Origin of the sequence: Streptomyces sp. IBSBF 2435, from assembly GCF_036815005.1 — a bacterium.
Taxonomy (GTDB): Bacteria; Actinomycetota; Actinomycetes; order Streptomycetales; family Streptomycetaceae; genus Actinacidiphila.
In genome coordinates this window covers 1-15,563 of sequence record NZ_JAJSYW010000171.1, presented here as the reverse complement: position 1 = coordinate 15,563, position 15,563 = coordinate 1, and the positions used below count along the sequence as shown (strand labels likewise).

Sequence of the window (15,563 nt, the reverse complement as noted above, 5' to 3'; positions counted from 1 at the left end):
GTGCGGGTCTGCGAGGGCATCCGTCATGGGGCCATTGTGTCGTGCGGAAGCCGTGGGGCGGGCCCCCCCCCCCCCCCCCCCGGGCCCCGGGCCCCCGGCGGCGGCCAGGGCACCGGGACCGCCTGGCACGGCGAGGGCGACCGGCCGCCAGGCGCGGTGCTCGTCGTACGGTCGCTGTCCCCCGCGCTCGCGCCGCTGCTGCCCGAGCTGTCCGGCATGGTGGCCGAGACCGGCAGCGTGCTGTCCCATCTGGCCGTGCTGGCCCGCGAGTACGGGGTGCCCACCGTCGTCGGGGTGCCCGGCGCGCCGGACCGCTTCCCGCCCGGCACCCGGCTGCGGGTGGACGGCGGCACGGGCGCCGTCGAGCAGGTCGCGGCGCCGGCCGCGCCCGGTGAGCGGCCCGCGGGGCCGGCCGCACAGGAGCAGCCCGGGGCGATGACCGCCGCCGGCAAGGAGGCAGCGGCATGAAGTACATCAGCTACCTCTTCGGCGGCCTGTGCCTGGTGGCCGCCGCCGTCTACCTGGTGATCTACCTCTACCGCTGGGAGTGGCAGCGCGCCATCGTCTGCGGTGTGCTGCTGCTCGCCGTCGAGGGCTTCCTGGTCCTGGTGGTGATGCTCGGCCGGATGGGCCGCATCGAACAGCGGCTCACCGAGGCCGACACGCGCGTCGAGGAGATCAGGCGGCGGCTGGAGCACTCCCGCGAGGAGCAGTCGGTGCACGCCTTCCGCTGGCTCGGCGGCGATCCGCGGGACGGCGCCGGCCGCACCTTCGTCTTCGTCCCGGTGCTGATGGTGACCGGCGCGGCGCTGTCGGGCCTGGCCTGGGTGATCCAGCGGATCGCCGCGGTCACCGCCCGCCCCGGCGCCGAACGCCGCCTCGCCGGCCGGCTGGCCCCGCTGGCCGCCCCGGCGGGCGGCGTCCGCGGGCCGCTGCCGCAGCTGGAGGACCGTCCGGCCGTCCCGCGGGCCCGGCCGCTGCGGGCCGTGGCCGCCTCCTTCGGCGCGGTGGCCGCTGTGGCGCTGCTGGTCTTCGGCGTCCGAGCGCTGTCCGACGCCACCGAGACCCGCGCCGAGTCCCGGCCGAACGCCGCCGCCAGCATCGTCGTCTTCCAGATCGAGGTGCACGGCACCAGCGATGACACCGCCCGCCAACTCGCCGCGCAGGACCTGTGGGAGAGCTGCCGCCGCTCGACGGCCGTCGACAATCCGGCGGCGAGCCTGGGCAGGCTCTCCGGCGCGGTCTACGCTGCCGTGGTCCGCCCGGCGCTCAGTTCGCACGACATGATGCGGCTGCGCGGCTGCCTCTCGGACGCGATGGCCAACCGGGCGACCGCGACCGTGCTGGGCGACGGGAACGCCGACCGCGCCCACTGACGGCTCCGGCGGGCCGGGCGCCCGGCGCTGACAGGTAGTCTGCTGGGACGGCCGCCGCGTGCAGAAGGCCGCGGCGCCCCCGTCCCCGGCTCACGCCCAGGTGGTGAACAGCGCTTGTCGTCCCCCTCACCGGCCCCCACTGCCGTCCTGCGCGCGTCCGACCTCCTCCCGGTCAGCCGCCCGCCCGTCACCGGCCGCCGACTCCTCGGCCAGCTCTCCCGGTCCCTGGTCTGCTGCCTGCTCGGATACGGCGTGCTGTGGGCCGGCTCGGCCGGCGGCATGCTCGCGCTGTCCGGCTGGGCCCGGCACGACTCCTCGGGCGGCCGGCACACCGCGGCGGGCATCCACCACTACCTCCAGGTCGACACCAAGGTCTGGCGCGGGTCGGCGCCCACGGCGGCCGGCTACCGCGAACTCGCCCGGCAGGGCGTGCGCACCGTGGTCGACCTGCGGGCCGAGGACCTGTCGGCCGCGGAGCTGTCGCGCCCCGCGCAGGCGGGCCTCACCGCGGTCCGGCTGCCGATCCGCGACGGCCAGACCCCCACAGAGAAGCAGGTCGCCGACTTCGTCGCCGTCGTCCGCCGCTCGCCGGGCCCGGTGTTCGTCCACTGCGGCGCCGGCGTCGGCCGCACCGGCTCGATGGCCGCCGCCTACCTCGTACGCACCGGCCAGGCGACCGCCCACCAGGCAGCCCTGCGGATCCTGGCGGTCGGACCGCCGTCCATCGAGCAGGTCTACTACGTGCTCCACGTCTCCGCCGACGACAGCGACCAGCCCCCCGCCCTGGTCCGCGGCCTCAGCCGGCTCCTCGACGCCCCCCGCCGCATCAAGGCCTCCCTGTAGCGACCGGCCGGCTCCCCGGCCCGCGGCGGTCCGCCGGCGCCGGGGAAGGCTCGCGGACGCGAGCGGGCCGCCCGGCGGGAAGGGCTCGGGGGCGAGCGGGCCGTCCACCGGGAACGAACGCCGTTCCCGCGGCGGCCAGGCCCCGCGCGCCGCCGCGGCGGGCCGGGTGCGCGGGGCGCGCGGGGACGCGTTAGCGTCATGCGTATGAATGACTCCCGTGCCTCCGGCGCCATCGGCGTCGGACTTGCGACCGTCGCCGACGACGGCACCGTGCTCGACACCTGGTACCCCGCCCCGCAGCTCGCCGCGGAGCCGGGCCCCGCGGGCACCGCGCGGCTGACCGCCGAGGAGGCCGCGCAGGCCCTGGGGAGCGCGGCCCCGGCCGTGCTGGGTCCCGACCCGCGCCGCGGTGTCGAGGTGGTCGCCGTCCGTACCGCCATCGCGTCCACCGACGACAAGCCGCTCGACGCGCACGACGCGTATCTGCGGCTGCACCTGCTCAGCCACCGCCTGGTCCGCCCGAACGAGCAGAATCTGGAAGGCCTGTTCGGCGTGCTGGCGAACGTCGCCTGGACCTCGATCGGCCCGGTCCCGGTGGCCAATCTCGGCGCCGCCCGCCTCGCGGCCCGCGCCGAGGGCCTGCACCTGGCTGTCCACGGTGTCGACAAATTCCCCCGGATGACGGACTACGTCGCCCCGGCAGGGGTCCGTATCGCCGACGCGGGCCGCGTCCGGCTCGGCGCGCACCTCGCCGAGGGCACCACCGTGATGCACGAGGGCTTCTGCAACTTCAACGCCGGCACGCTGGGCACCTCCATGGTCGAGGGCCGCATCTCGCAGGGCGTGGTGATCGGCGACGGCTCCGACATCGGCGGCGGCGCGTCCATCATGGGCACGCTGTCCGGCGGCGGCAGCCAGATCGTCTCGGTCGGCGAACGCTGCCTGCTCGGCGCCGAGTCGGGCCTGGGGATCGCGCTCGGCAACGACTGCGTCGTGGAGGCCGGCCTCTACGTCACCGCCGGCACCCGGGTGACGCTGCCCGACGGTCAGATCGTCAAGGCCGTCGAACTGTCCGGCGCCGACAACCTGCTCTTCCGCCGCAACTCCACCACCGGCAAGGTGGAGGTCCTCCAGCGCACCGGCTCGTGGGGCGGCCTGAACGCGGCCCTGCACAGCCACAACTGACCGGACCGCCGTACGTACGGCCCCGGTCGAGGTCAGCTGTAGAGATCCTGGCCGTAACCGGGGCCGTAGTACGCCTCCAGCTCCGCGAGATCCTGGTCCTGGCGCTCCTGCCCCTGCGCGATCCGCGCCCGGGACGGAGCCGCGTCCGGCTGCCAGCGCTCCGGCTTCCACAGCGCGCTGCGCAGGAACGCCTTCGAGCAGTGGTAGAAGACCTCGTCGATGTCCACCAGCACCGCCAGCGGCGGCCGGTGGCCCTCGACGGTCATACGGTCGAAGAAGTCCGCCTCCCGCACCAGCCGGGCCCGCCCGTTGATCCGCAGCGTGTCGCCGCGCCCGGGGATCAGGAAGATCAGCCCGACGTGCGGATTGCCGAGGATGTTGCGGAAACCGTCGGCTCTGCGGTTGCCCGGCCGTTCCGGCACCGCGATCGTCCGCTCGTCCAGCACCAGCGTAAAGCCGGCGGGGTCGCCCTTGGGCGACACGTCGCACGAACCGTCCGCCGCCGAGGTGGCCATCAGCAGGAAAGGCGTGGCCGCCAGCCACGCCCGGTCCAGCGCGTCCAGTTCGCGCCGCACCTTGCCCGCGACACGGGCGGTCGGCTCCCCGATCAGTTCCCGCAGTTCGGCCTCGCCGGTGACTTCCCGCATCCCGTACCCCCCGTGACCTCGGCTTGAGCCTACTCCCGGTCCTCCGCGGCCGGACCGTGCGCCCTCAGCGGCGCCGTGCGCCGCCGCGCAGCGAGGACACCACGAGGCGGCCGTAGCGGGTGGTGAGCGCGGCGGCGGTCGCGGCGAGCGAGGCGCCCAGCGCGAGGGCCAGGTGCCAGGGGTGGGAGTCGCCGAGCACCTGGAGGACGGACAGGGCGGTGCCGAGCGGCAGCCCGAGCACGGTCAGTACGCCGAGCGCGCCAGCGATCTGCTGGCTCTCCTGGGTCTGTACGAGCCGCGCGTAGTCCGCGGCCTCCGCGAGGATCTGCTCGAAGCGCTCGGGCAGCCGGTGCTTGGCCTGGAAGGCGACGAGCAGGTCGTTGGCCGGGCCGTGGGCGCTGAGGTGCTGGCGCCACAAGGTGCTGCGGAAGAGCGCGATGTGCTGTTCGAGGGCGGCGACCCTGCGGGCCAGGCCCGGGCCCTCGAAGACCGCGGACAGGTCGTCGGTGAGTTCGTCGATGCGGTCGCGCTGGGCGGTGCCGAGCAGCAGCGCGTCGAGGTAGACCGTACGGGCGTTGTACTCGGCCCAGTCGTAGAAGTCGCCGGCGCCGGTGTCGGGCCGGTGGCCGAGGAAGGCGGCGCCCTGGCGGAGCACGAGCGCGCTCCAGTCCGCCGATATCCGCCGGACCGCGGCCCGCAGTTCCGGCAGCGCCTCCGGGGCGAGCGGGAGGTCGTCGGGCACCGAGCGGGACGCCAGCGAGCGCAGGAAGTCATCGGCCCCGGCCGGGAGTTCGCCGGTGTCCGGGTCCCGCAGCGCGAGCGGGCCGAGAGCGGGCCCCGGGGTCAGGAAGGTCACGGTGTAGGGCCGCGAGAGGGCGAAAGGGCCCGCGGGCGCGGCGGTGTCGGCGACGCCGTCGAGCAGCGCGGCCGGCGCCATGGCCCCGCCGAGCGGGTCGGGCCCGGCCTGCCGCCGGTGGCTGACGGCCCGCAGCAGCGGCAGCACCGGTGTGCCGTCGGCGACGGTGAAGTGCAGCACGGCCAGGGCGCGTTCCGGCGACCTGGCGGTGGGGGTACGCAGCAGCTCCATGCCGTCGAGCCGCAGCGGCCCTTCCGCCCGCGACATCCGCAGATGCCACCGGCGGTCGTACAGCGCCCGCGCGGCGGCGGAGGTGAACAGCCCCCGCCTGCCGTCGGCGTCGGCGACCCGCGGACCGACCTCGAACGGCAGCGGCCCCGCCGCCCACGGCGGATCCGCCGCGAGCGCCACGGGCAGCAGCACGGCGATGCGCTGGCGTACCCCTGTCGCGGCCCCGTGCGCCTCCGACGCGCGCCGCCGCGCCTCCCCCGCACCGCTCATCCGGCCACCTTGCCGCGCCGGGGCGCCGCCGCGCAATCCGCCGCCGCGCCTGGGCCGGGAGCGGCCTGCGCGGGCCCGAAGGCGCTCTGCCGGACGCGGCGGCCGAGCGTGCGGTGCTGCTCCCCCGGGGTTCGGTCTTCACCGTCCCCCGCGGGACCGGGCACCGGCCGTCGTCGCCGTCGGGCGCGTCGGTCCTGGTCCCCGAGCCGACCGGCACCCTGACGGTCGGCGACCGCCACGACGAGATCCCCGCCCATGTGGACGACACGACCGGGCACCCGCTGGACGCCTGAGCGGTCAGTACCGGGGCGCCGGCGGGGCGTCCTGCCAGCCGGCCGCCCCCGCCGGGCCCGCGCCGAGGACGGCGCAGCGCAGCCAGTGCTCGCCGGGCGGGAGGCGGGTCAGCAGGGTCGGCAGGGCGGTGCGGCGGGCCAGCACGTTGGTGCCGGGCAGCAGGTCGATCACGCGCCCTTCCCGCGCCGCGCCGCTCCCGGGGCCGGGGGCCGCCAGATCCCGCAGTCCGCTGAGGTCGCCGCCGGCGCTGACGGCCAGCGCCCGCCCCGTGTCCTCCTCCCGGGCGGCCAGGCCGCCGTCGCGGTCGACGGCGAAGCCGCCCTCGGCGGTGTGCAGCGCCCGCCCGGTGCGGATGCGGTGGGTGCGCAGGTGCCAGGGCGCGGCGGCGGTCAGCCACGTGGTGATCTCCACGTCGGCCCACGGCCGCCAGGTGCTGCGGACGGTGCCGGCCTCCTCGATCCCGCCGCCGTCCGCGGAGCCGTTGGAGCCCGTGCCGGTGGAGCCCGTCGCGGCGGGGTCCTCGCTGGTCTCGCGCACCCGGAAGTGCACCGGCTCGCCCTCGTCGTCGCTGAGGGCGAGCGTCGAGTCGTACGCCCCGTGGACCAGGCCGAGTTCACCGGCGGGCAGGCTGAAACCGAAGCGGGTGGAGTAGGCGAATTTCGCGTACTTCGCCGGACCGCCCCGCGCCCAGGTGTTGTGCTGGCGCCCGCTGAGCAGGGTGACGTCACCGCCGGAGCGCAGCAGCACGGCCCCCGCGGGCGGCTGCACGAGGGTGTCGGGCAGGTCGGGCAGCGGCTGCTCGGGCGCCGTCCAGAAGGGGTGCCCCCCGGGCAGCGCCAGCGGCAGGAAGGCCTTCATCGCCCAGTACGGCGACGCGGGGCCGTTGTACTGCTCGGCGACGCCCGGCTGCGGATAGCCGTAGCCGATGCTCAGCAGGCCGCCGGGCGAGGTCGCCGCGGACCGCTCGCGCCACCAGCGCACGTGCCGCATCAGCAGCCCCTTGACCTCGCCCGCGGGCAGCGTGTCGACCCCGGCGTAGCCGAGCGCGCCCCAGAAGGAGCCCTGGGCGAAGCGGTAGACGAGGCTGCGCCCGTACGGCACCGCGGAGCCGTCGGCGGCGAACCAGTGCCGGAAGCCGAGCGCGAAGTCGCCGGCCCGCTCCCGGAAGCGGGCCGCGCGCGCGGGGTCCTCGTCGCCGGCGAGGGCGGCGTAGACCAGGCCGTAGAAGTGCATGGCCCACGGGATGTAGTAGTCGCGCTGCTCGGTGCGGCCGTCGCGGTACCAGCCGTCGGCGAGCGCGTAGGTCTCCAGCCGGTCCAGGCGGGCGTGCCGGGCGTCGCGGTCGTGGGCGTAGCCGACCCGGTCGAGGCCGAGGGAGACCATGACGGGGAAGAAGTTCCAGTTGTTCTCCGGGGTGCGGGCGTGGAGGAAGCGGGCCAGCCAGGCGCCGGCCCGGTCCTTTTCCGTGCCGGTGAGCGGGTCCCAGATCTTGTCGGGCGCCAGGGCCAGGGCGAAGCCGAGGGCGGCGGACTCCACGGTGCGCTGGTCGATGTCCTCGGGGGCGCCCCAGTATTCGGGGTGCCCGGGGTCGGTGCCGGCCGCCAGGCCCCGGGCCCACAGGTCCCAGTGCGCGAAGGCGCCGCCGCCGGCCGCCAGCGGGGCCAGGCCCCACAGCGGCCGGGCGTATCCCTCCAGGTCGGCGGCGGTGTCGTCGTGGTGCGCGATGTTGACGCCGAGCCGGATCCGGGCCCCGCCGGGGCTGGCGTACGGCGGCAGCGCGTCGGCCAGCCCGATGGCGTACGAGGCCAGTTCGTCGCGGGCCGATGCGCTGTGCGTACCGCTCACCATGGGGAACCGCCCTCCGGGACGACGTCGACGCGACCGATGTTGCGACAACTTTCGCAACCGCGTGCGGCGCCGTCAACGGCGGTGCCCGCGCCGGGCGGGCCGGACACGTCACCGCCACCGCTCGCCACCCCGCCCGGGCCCGGGCGCGGTCAGAAGCGGGTCCTGGCGAACCGGTCGGGGCCCGGCCGTCCCGCCACCAGGTCGGCGGCCAGCTCCCCGACCGCCGACGCGAACTTGAAGCCGTGACCGGAGAACCCGGCCAGTACGGTGCACGGTCCGCTGCGGTCGATGACGAAGTCGTGGTCGGGGGTCGTCGTGTAGAGGCAGGTCTTCGTGGTCGGGTGCGCATGGTCCGCGCCGGGCAGCCAGCGCTCCGCGTACTCCTGGAGGTTCCGCAGCACCACCGGGTCGATGACGCGCTCGTCCCGCTCCGGGTCCACCACCGGGCCGATGCCGTGGAAGCCGGCCTTCACGCCGTCGACGCTGCCCAGCCCGTAGATCCCGGACCCCTCGGGCAGCCCGGCCCCGCCGTGGTGGATGAAGCTCGGCCACTCCAGCGCGTCCGCTGCCGGGAAGTGGGCGGGCTGCTCCGCGGTGACCCGCAGCGCGGGCAGCCCCTCGTTGCCCGGGGCCGGGAACTGCGGCGTCCAGCCGCCGACGGCGACCACCACGGCGTCCGCGGCGATGACCTCCTCCTCGGCGGTGACGACGTCGGCGCCCGTACCGCGGACGGTCACCCGGGCGACCTTCACCCCGTGCCTGACCTGCGCGCCGCGCTTGCGGGCGGCGGTCTGGAAGGCGGCGACGGCCCGGTCGGCGTGTAGTCGGCCGGCTTCCGGGTGGAACAGCGCCGCGGTGTCGGCCCGCAGCCCCGGCCACCGCTCGGCCACCTCGGCGGGCGTCAGCGCGAGGGTCGGACGGCCCGCCGCGCCCAGGACGTCCTCCAACCGGCGGACGGTCGCGGCGGGGCCGTGGTCGACCACGCCGTTCAGCGTCAGCACCTCCGCCTCGGCCTCCTCCTCCAGCCGCTGCCACAGCGGCAGCGCCCGCACCGCCAGGCCGACGTAGAAGGGGTCGGCGTAGGCCAGCCGGAAGATCCGGGAGCTGCCGTACGAGCTGCCCCGGTCGTGTCCCGGCGTGAACTGCTCCAGCAGGACGACCTCGTCGCCCCGGGACGCCAGGTGCCAGGCTGCTGAGGAGCCCATCACCCCGCCCCCGACGACCACCACTCGGCGTGCCATGACGATGTGCCTGCCTTTCGCTGTGCGCTGGTCCGGTGTTCCGGCCGCCGGTCGGGGCCGCCCCCGGTCGTCTCCCCGGGGTCCCGGTTCTCCGGGTCACCGGTTCTCGCGGTCGGGTTCTCGCGGTCGGGTGTCGTGTCCCCCGGCTCTCCTGGTCCTCCGGGTCAGGCCGGGACGGACGCCGGTCCGGTGTCCGCGGGGGTGAGAAAGGCCAACGAGGAGATGCCGGGGATGCTCATACGATGTTCGCCCCTCGATCCGGACAGCGGGGACGCTCGGACCGGCGGGCACGCGCCCGCCCAGGGTGCGGGATGCCGCGCTTGCCGGGTCGGTGACCCTGCCGGGCTTTCACCTGGAGCACCCCGCCGCGGTGGAGGGTTGCCGGTCAGCAAGCCAGGGCTTGACGCTGACACTCGATGCCGTCAAAAACAGTACGATCACCGGCGCCGCACGTCAACGCCCTCCGGCCGGCCCGGGAGCGGACCCGCCCGCCCGCTCGTGGAAGGTGGCGATCGCCTCGCCGTGGGATCTCGCCCAGGCGGTCAGGGCCGAGATGGGCTCCGTGAGCGTGCCGCCCAGCTCGGTCAGGCGGTATTCGACGCGCGGCGGCGCTTCGCGGTAGGCGCGCCGTTCGACGAGTCCGCTGGCCTGGAGGCGGCGCAGCGTCTGGGTGAGGACCTTGCGGGAGACGCCGCCGATCAGCTCGGCCAGTTCGCCGTGCCGCAGCGGGCCGTCGCTCAGGGCGAACAGGGTGACCACGGCCCATTTGCTGGCGATGACCTCGATGGCCAGCCGGGCGGGGCAGTCGGCGAGGAAGACGGTTCCTGGGCGGAGGCTCATGGATCCGAAGGGTACCGAGAGGTACCTGTCGGATCCCTACTGTCGACGGTACGCGGCGAACCGGCCGGACCCCCGCGTTCCCGGCCCGCCCTTCGCCTGTCGGCAGATCCACGTCCGCTCCACGGAGGCACACCCATGCCCAGCCCGACCACCTACGTCCTCGTCCACGGTGCCTGGCACGACGGACGGTCCTGGGAGCGCGTCGCCGCGCTGCTCACCGCCCGGGGCCACCGGGTCCACGCACCCGACCTCACCGGCCGCGGGAGCACCGCGCACCTGCTCGGCCCCGAGGTCGGGCTCACCACCCACGTCGACGACATCGCCGGCCTCGTCCTCGAACAGGACCTGGGCGAGGTCGTGCTCGTCGGGCACAGCTACGCGGGAATGGTCATCTCCGGCGTGGCGAACCGGATCCCGGAGCGCGTCTCGCGTCTGGTGTACGTCGACGCGATGGTGCCGGTGCACGGCGAGAACGCCATCGACGTCATGCCGCTGACGCAGGCGCTGATCGACGGCGCCGCCGCCACCGCCGAGCCCTGGCGCATTCCGCCGCTGCCGGAGCACCCCGCCCCGCTCGGCCTGTTCGGCGTCACCGACCCCGGCGACACCGCGTGGCTGAGGAGCACGCTCACCGACGAGTCGGTGCTGTGCTTCCGGCAGCCGGTCGAGATGGACAGCCCCGCGGCGGCCCTGATCCCCCGGTCCCACATCCTCTGCGTCGGCAACGTGCCCGCGGGCGTCACCCGGCGGCCGGTCCCGGCGGCCCAGCCCAACGGCGAGCCGTCGCGCGTCCACGAACTGGAGAGCGGTCACGACTGCATGATCGTCAGGCCCGCCGCCCTCAGCGACCTGCTGCAAATACCCTGACCCGCGCGTACGGCGAGGCGGCGGCCTTGGGGGGCGGCTCCGCCAGGGCGCGCCCTCCGCCGCCGGGTTCGGCGGCGGGGGGCGGAACGGGATCCCGGGGGCGGTCAGTTCACCGTGAACCAGGTGGCGCGGGACTTCTGCCACTCGGGGTGGTCGAGGTCCTTGGCCTGGGTGCCGTCGCCGTAGAGGTCGGCGTCGCCGTCGTCGGTGATCAGCTGCACCTGCGCGCCGGCCTGGTTCAGATCGGGCACGGTGACCGCGGCCTCCCAGCCGCCCGCGTCGGTGGTCGGCAGGTCGAGCTTCCTGACCGGCGCGTGGCCCGCGACGCCGTCCCAGGAGTAGAGGGCGTACGGGTCGCTGTTGTCGTCCGCGGCCCAGGAACCGGCCACGATCAGATACTGGTCGGCGGCGTTCTTGCGGAGGTCGCGGATGGACAGGCCGCCGAGGTCCAGCTCGATCGGGGTACCGAAGGCGGCCTTGGTGCCGGTGACGACCTTGTCCATGTTGGTGACCGGCACGATCAGCGCCTTGCCGCCGGTCCGGGCCGGCGTCAGGGGGGCGCGGAAGCCGATGTAGGCGGTGGTGGTGGAGCCGGGGGCGAATTCCAGGCCCTCGACGTTGAATCCGTCGATCTCCTTGGGGATCTCGCCGTCCTTGGTGCCCGCCGCGAAGCCGTAGCGGTTGCCGTTGGCCTTGTCCCAGGCCACCAGGTCGTCGCGCAGCTTGTGGTAGGCCTTGCCGAAGGTCAGCGCGGTGGACGCGCCGGAGCCGGAGACGGTGGTGGTGAAGACGGTGTTGCGGTCGGCCTTGTACTCGCCGTCCTTGTTGTTGCCGAGCGAGCCGGTCCAGTAGATGGTGTTGCCGACCCGGGTGCCCGCCTCGATGTCGACCTCCTTGTCGGCGTCGAGTGCGGAGTCCAGGTCCCAGGTCTTCACCGGCGCGCCGGAGACGGCACCGTTGTAGAGCCGCAGGGTGTTGTCCTCGTCGTTGGCGACCACGGTGTAGCCGCCGCCGACGTCCACCGCGGCCGACGCGTCGCTGGCGCCGGTCAGGTAGCGGGTCTGTACGGCGAACTGCACGGCGGGCGAGGCCGCGTAGTGCAGCGTCTTGGTGGCGGTCTTGCCGCCGAGCCCGGTGACCTTGACGGTCAGGTCGGTGTAGCCGCGGGTGTGCGCGGTGACCGCGAGCGTACGGGTGCCGCCGCTGCCGCTCACCGCGACGTCGCCGGTGTCGGCGACCGACGTCTTGCTGCTCTTGGACGCCGCCACGGTCAGCGCCGAGGCGTCGGCCCCGCTCTGCGCGACGGCCACCGTCACCGTCGGGTCCCCGGTGGCGCCGACCGCGCCCGACAGGTACGACGCGGACAGCGTGAGGGTGGGCGTCCCGTAACCGGCCGCGTGGGCGGGAGCGGCCATCCCCGCCGCGGCCACCACCAGCGCGGCACTGGCGGTGAAGGCGGACAGACCGGTGACCCGTGCGGACAAAGAACCGTGAGCGCGCAACGTGGGTGCCTTTCGTCGGCTCGGCACGTCCGGCTCCAACAGCGGGACGCCTGGAGAAGGTTCGGCCCACGGCGCCAACGCGGGACGCACATCCGCCGTACGGACGGCGAACAGCCGAAGGCCGCTGGAGGAACCGCGGTCGCGCGGCGGGCCTCCGCGTCACCGCCGGGACGCGCGGGGCCGGCGGACCCGCCCGGCGCGCGGCCGTCCCCCGGGTCAGCCGGCCGCGTCGGCGTCGGCGAACGGGTGGGACAGCGCCCCGAGCGGACGGGGGTCGCGGGAGGCCAGCCACTCCGGCCGCGGTGCGGGCACCTCGCGCAGCGGGTTGTCCACGCTGTTGTAGCGGATGAAGATCACCGACCGCGGGTTGCCCGACAGGTTCGGCGGCGAGCAGTGCAGCAGGCGCCCGTCGAAGACGACCGTGGTGCCCGGGTCGCCCTTGATGGACACCAGGCCGAGACGGTCCGCGAGCCGGCTCAGCGTGTCCGGGGTGATCTTGTGGCGGATGTCCGCCGTCAGGGTGTTCTCCCAGCCGTCCTGGTGCGTACGCGTCTCGTCGTCCAGGGCCAGCCGGTGGGAGCCCGGCATGACGAAGATCGGACCGTTGAACTCGGTGACCTCGTCGAGGAAGACCGAGACGTTCAGCGCGCGCGGCTCGGCCATGCCGTCGTCCCGCTGCCAGTAGAGGTAGTCCTGGTGCCACTCCCAGACGTCGCCCTGGAAGGGGGCCTTGGGGTTGAGCTGCGTCTGGTGGATGTAGACGTCCCCGCCGAGCAGTTCACGGGCGGGTTCGAGATTGCGCGGATCGCGGGTGAAGCGGTCGAAGGCGTCGCTGTGCTGGTGGACGGCGTACACCGACCGCACCTGCTCGCCGTCGCTCTCCAGTATCCGCTGGGGGATGTCGAGTTGTGACAGCCGGCGGGTCTCGCCGAGGAGGAGTTCGCTCTCCGCCGCCGAGAACTGGCCGGGCAGCACCAGGTAGCCGTGCTCCTCGTAGAAGTCGATGTCTGCGGACGACAGCACTGGATGTCTTCCTTTCGTCGGTCACGGGTCCGGGGGCCGGACGGGCGGCGGCCCGCGGGCGCTCACGGCGCCGGCGGCCCCGGCCGTCGGGCGTCAGCGGTCAAGGTGTCAGGACGGCCTTCAGCACCGCGCCGTCGCGGACGCTCCGCATCGCGTGCCGGACGTCGTCCAGCGGGAAGGCGGTCACGAGCGAGCGCAGGCCGAACCGCTCGGTCAGCGCGGGCAGGAGGCGGATGTACTCGGCGAGGTGGGTGCCGGTGAACGCCCAGGAGCCGACCAGGTCCAGTTGCCGGTGCACGATCTGGTGCGGGTTGAACGAGGTGTTGCCGCTGTCGGTGTACTGGCCGACGATGAGGTAGGAGCCGCCGCGCCGGGCCATCCGCGTCCCCTGCTCCACCGCGTCCGGCACTCCGGCGCACTCGATGACCAGGTCCGCCCCCCGGCCCTCGGTGAGGTCGAGCACCGCCGCCAGCGCTCCCTGGACGTCACCGGACTCCACGACGTCGATGTGCTCGTCGCCGATGCGGGCGGCGCGGGCGGTGGCCAGCCGCGCCGCGGGACCGCCGACCACGATGACGTGCGCTCCCGCGAGTTGGGCCAGGGCGGCGGCGGCCAGGCCCACCGGTCCGCTGCCCTGGACGACCACCGTCTCCCCGAGCCGCACCGGGCGGCGCTCCCCGAGCGCGTGGACCATCGTCGGGCCCGCGCACGCGAAGGCCATGGCGGCCACCGGGTCGGTCCCGGCCGGCAGCTTGATCACGGTGGTGCCCGGTTCGAGGCTGATGAAGTCCGCCCAGGACCCGCGCAGCGGGGACGCCTCGCTGGTCGGCCTGTTGACGCCGTAGGTCTGCCGGGCCGTGCACAGGGTCGGCTCGCGCAGGACCCGGCAGGCGTGGCAGGTGTGGCAGGCGATGGACGAGGCCCACATGACGGTGTCGCCGACGGCGAGCGGGTCGCCGCCGGTGTCCCGGTCCGTGCCGTCGCCGAGCGCGTGGACGGTGCCCAGTCCCTCGTGGCCGAGCACCAGCGGTGTGGGGACGTCCAGGTGGCCGCTGGCCAGGTGCAGATCGGTCCCGCAGATGCCGGCGTATCGGCAGGCCACGGTGAGGCCGCCGGGAGTGGGCGGCGGCACGTCGAACGAGGCGACGTGCGGCGGGTCGGTGAAGTCCTCCAGGACGACGGCGCGGGCGGTGGTCACAGATTCCCCTCCTTGTTCTCTTTCTCCCGGGCGGTCCGGAAGACGGCGGCCGGAGCGTCAGCGTGCCGCGGCCCCGCTGTCCACTATGGGCCGGTCCTCCTCGATGGGCAGGGGGCGGGTGTCCCGGCACACCAGGTACTCGGGGCGGGGCTCCCCCGCGGGGCGCGGCAGGTTGTGGACATCGTTGTAGGTGGCGATGGCGACCCGGCGGGCGAAGGGCGACAGGTTGGGCGAGGAGCCGTGCACGATCTCGGGGTGGAACAGGACGACCGTCCCCGCGGCGCAGGTGGGGGTGACCAACTCGTGCCTGTCCAGGAGGGATTCGAGGTCCTGCGGGGAGAGGGCTATGTCGTCGGGGTCGAGGTGCTGGCTGGACCGCTGCCGGTCGCTGCGCCGGTCCCGGATCAAACCGTCCGCGTGCGACCCGGCGACGAACGCGATCGGGCCGTTGGTCTCGGTGATGTCGTCGAGGAACAGCACGGCGTTGACCAGGCTGGGTGACCGCAGCCGGTCCGCGATCCGCCAGGCGACGTAGTCCTGGTGCCACGCCCAGCCGTCGCCGCCGTGGGCCGGCTTGGCGTTGATCTTGAACTGGTACAGGTAGACCTCCGGCCCCAGCAGTTGCCTGGCCGGTCCCACCAGCCTCGGCGAGCGGGCGAGCGAGGCGTATTCGGGCTGCCGCCGGTGCGACGCGTACAGGGCGCGCACCTCCTGGCTCGCGGGCTCGACGATGCGGTGGTCACCCGAGGTGCCGGCGTCCCGGTCGAAGGCGGCGAGCAGCGCCGCCACCTCGTCGGGCGCGAACAGGTTCGGACGCACGAGGACACCGTCGCGCTTGAACTGGGCGATCTCTGACTCATTGAGCATGGGCTGGACTCTCACTCTCGTTCACTCGATACGGGTTCAGTGCCGCTTCCGCCTGCCGCCGGACGCATACGGCGCAGGCGCGGTCGGTGGGATCCGGGTTCGGTGAGCCGCGGGCCGAGCCCCTGGACGGTGGGGTGGTCGAAGAGGTCGCGGACGGTCAGGTCACGCCCGAGCTGCGACCGGATACGCGCGATCAACCGCGTCGCCAAAAGCGAATGCCCGCCCAGATCGAAGAAGCTGTCCCGAACCCCCACCCCGGCCACCCCCAGCACCTCGGCGAACAACCCGCACAACTCCGCCTCCAGCGCACTGCCCGGCGCACCCCCCACCGCACCCGCACCGTAATCAGGAACAGGCAGCGCCCGCCGATCGACCTTCCCGTTCGCCGTCAGCACCAACCCGTCCACCACCACAACCGCCGCCGGCACCATGTACTCCGGCAACACCCCCGCCACCACACCCCGCACCCCCACCG

15 protein-coding genes, 1 pseudogene and 1 riboswitch are annotated in these 15,563 nt (G+C 74.5%); of the genes and pseudogenes, 6 read left to right on the top strand and 10 right to left on the bottom strand.

Features of this window, described 5'->3' with window-relative positions:
• Positions 1–156: 156 nt before the first annotated feature.
• From V7E46_RS26520 to dapD, 4 genes are all read left to right on the top strand, one after another.
• Positions 157–468 (top strand): PEP-utilizing enzyme, encoded by a 312-nt coding sequence (locus tag V7E46_RS26520; RefSeq protein ID WP_333770761.1) that lies wholly within the window; start codon positions 157–159, stop codon positions 466–468.
• Complete coding sequence (locus V7E46_RS26515; RefSeq protein WP_329180034.1) at positions 465–1,376, top strand: hypothetical protein; 912 nt, start codon at positions 465–467, stop codon at positions 1,374–1,376. The genes V7E46_RS26520 and V7E46_RS26515 overlap by 4 nt, the downstream gene beginning before the upstream one ends.
• Positions 1,377–1,490: 114 nt before the next feature.
• Positions 1,491–2,219, top strand: a complete 729-nt coding sequence (locus V7E46_RS26510) for a phosphatase domain-containing putative toxin (protein WP_333770760.1) — start codon at positions 1,491–1,493, stop codon at positions 2,217–2,219.
• A gap of 204 nt (positions 2,220–2,423) precedes the next feature.
• Positions 2,424–3,404, top strand: a complete 981-nt coding sequence (gene dapD, locus V7E46_RS26505; protein WP_333770759.1) for a 2,3,4,5-tetrahydropyridine-2,6-dicarboxylate N-succinyltransferase — start codon at positions 2,424–2,426, stop codon at positions 3,402–3,404.
• A gap of 32 nt (positions 3,405–3,436) precedes the next feature.
• Here the strand turns inward: dapD and V7E46_RS26500 are convergent, their stop codons facing one another.
• Positions 3,437–4,051 (bottom strand): pyridoxamine 5'-phosphate oxidase family protein, encoded by a 615-nt coding sequence (locus tag V7E46_RS26500; RefSeq protein ID WP_333770758.1) that lies wholly within the window; start codon positions 4,049–4,051, stop codon positions 3,437–3,439.
• A 64-nt stretch (positions 4,052–4,115) separates the two neighbouring features.
• Positions 4,116–5,408, bottom strand: a complete 1,293-nt coding sequence (locus V7E46_RS26495; protein ID WP_333770757.1) for a hypothetical protein — start codon at positions 5,406–5,408, stop codon at positions 4,116–4,118.
• Positions 5,409–5,491: 83 nt separating this feature from the next.
• Here V7E46_RS26495 and V7E46_RS26490 point away from each other — a divergent pair.
• Positions 5,492–5,701, top strand: a pseudogene (locus V7E46_RS26490) (cupin domain-containing protein); the annotation flags it as partial.
• Positions 5,702–5,705: 4 nt separating this feature from the next.
• Here the strand turns inward: V7E46_RS26490 and V7E46_RS26485 are convergent.
• The 3 genes from V7E46_RS26485 to V7E46_RS26475 form a co-directional block, all read right to left on the bottom strand.
• Positions 5,706–7,550 carry a DUF2264 domain-containing protein gene (locus V7E46_RS26485; RefSeq protein WP_333770756.1) on the bottom strand — a complete coding sequence of 615 codons (1,845 nt, stop codon included), beginning with the start codon at positions 7,548–7,550 and terminating at the stop codon, positions 5,706–5,708.
• A 149-nt stretch (positions 7,551–7,699) separates the two neighbouring features.
• Positions 7,700–8,791, bottom strand: coding sequence for an FAD-dependent oxidoreductase (locus V7E46_RS26480; RefSeq protein ID WP_333770755.1), 1,092 nt, complete (start codon positions 8,789–8,791; stop codon positions 7,700–7,702).
• A gap of 311 nt (positions 8,792–9,102) precedes the next feature.
• Positions 9,103–9,212, bottom strand: a riboswitch (SAM riboswitch).
• A 32-nt stretch (positions 9,213–9,244) separates the two neighbouring features.
• A complete protein-coding gene (locus V7E46_RS26475; RefSeq protein WP_333770754.1) occupies positions 9,245–9,631 on the bottom strand; it encodes a winged helix-turn-helix transcriptional regulator in 387 nt (128 codons plus the stop codon).
• A 135-nt stretch (positions 9,632–9,766) separates the two neighbouring features.
• Here V7E46_RS26475 and V7E46_RS26470 point away from each other — a divergent pair, with 135 nt between their 5' ends.
• Complete coding sequence (locus tag V7E46_RS26470; RefSeq protein WP_333770753.1) at positions 9,767–10,498, top strand: alpha/beta fold hydrolase; 732 nt, start codon at positions 9,767–9,769, stop codon at positions 10,496–10,498.
• 104 nt (positions 10,499–10,602) lie between these two features.
• Here V7E46_RS26470 and V7E46_RS26465 read toward each other — a convergent pair whose 3' ends face one another.
• The 5 genes from V7E46_RS26465 to V7E46_RS26445 form a co-directional block, all read right to left on the bottom strand.
• The gene (locus V7E46_RS26465) at positions 10,603–11,913 is read right to left on the bottom strand and encodes a hypothetical protein (protein ID WP_333770762.1); all 1,311 of its coding nucleotides are present in this window, start codon (positions 11,911–11,913) and stop codon (positions 10,603–10,605) included.
• Between the two features lie 303 nt (positions 11,914–12,216).
• A complete protein-coding gene (locus V7E46_RS26460; RefSeq protein WP_329180016.1) occupies positions 12,217–13,023 on the bottom strand; it encodes a phytanoyl-CoA dioxygenase family protein in 807 nt (268 codons plus the stop codon).
• A 100-nt stretch (positions 13,024–13,123) separates the two neighbouring features.
• The gene (locus tag V7E46_RS26455) at positions 13,124–14,221 is read right to left on the bottom strand and encodes a zinc-binding dehydrogenase (protein WP_333770752.1); all 1,098 of its coding nucleotides are present in this window, start codon (positions 14,219–14,221) and stop codon (positions 13,124–13,126) included.
• 57 nt (positions 14,222–14,278) lie between these two features.
• Positions 14,279–15,088, bottom strand: a complete 810-nt coding sequence (locus tag V7E46_RS26450) for a phytanoyl-CoA dioxygenase family protein (protein ID WP_329180011.1) — start codon at positions 15,086–15,088, stop codon at positions 14,279–14,281.
• An 11-nt stretch (positions 15,089–15,099) separates the two neighbouring features.
• A partial coding sequence (locus V7E46_RS26445; RefSeq protein ID WP_333770751.1) for a phosphopantetheine-binding protein occupies positions 15,100–15,563 on the bottom strand: 464 nt, incomplete at its 5' end.

Excerpts from the sequence above, each read along its gene's own strand:
- V7E46_RS26450 (WP_329180011.1), bottom strand. The coding sequence starts at position 15,088 with ATGCTCAATGAGTCAGAGATCGCCCAGTTCAAGCGCGACGGTGTCCTC.
- V7E46_RS26500 (WP_333770758.1), bottom strand. The coding sequence starts at position 4,051 with ATGCGGGAAGTCACCGGCGAGGCCGAACTGCGGGAACTGATCGGGGAG.
- V7E46_RS26480 (WP_333770755.1), bottom strand. The coding sequence starts at position 8,791 with ATGGCACGCCGAGTGGTGGTCGTCGGGGGCGGGGTGATGGGCTCCTCA.
- V7E46_RS26465 (WP_333770762.1), bottom strand. The coding sequence starts at position 11,913 with ATGGCCGCTCCCGCCCACGCGGCCGGTTACGGGACGCCCACCCTCACG.
- V7E46_RS26475 (WP_333770754.1), bottom strand. The coding sequence starts at position 9,631 with ATGAGCCTCCGCCCAGGAACCGTCTTCCTCGCCGACTGCCCCGCCCGG.
- V7E46_RS26515 (WP_329180034.1), top strand. The coding sequence starts at position 465 with ATGAAGTACATCAGCTACCTCTTCGGCGGCCTGTGCCTGGTGGCCGCC.
- V7E46_RS26495 (WP_333770757.1), bottom strand. The coding sequence starts at position 5,408 with ATGAGCGGTGCGGGGGAGGCGCGGCGGCGCGCGTCGGAGGCGCACGGG.
- dapD (WP_333770759.1), top strand. The coding sequence starts at position 2,424 with ATGAATGACTCCCGTGCCTCCGGCGCCATCGGCGTCGGACTTGCGACC.
- V7E46_RS26470 (WP_333770753.1), top strand. The coding sequence starts at position 9,767 with ATGCCCAGCCCGACCACCTACGTCCTCGTCCACGGTGCCTGGCACGAC.
- V7E46_RS26485 (WP_333770756.1), bottom strand. The coding sequence starts at position 7,550 with ATGGTGAGCGGTACGCACAGCGCATCGGCCCGCGACGAACTGGCCTCG.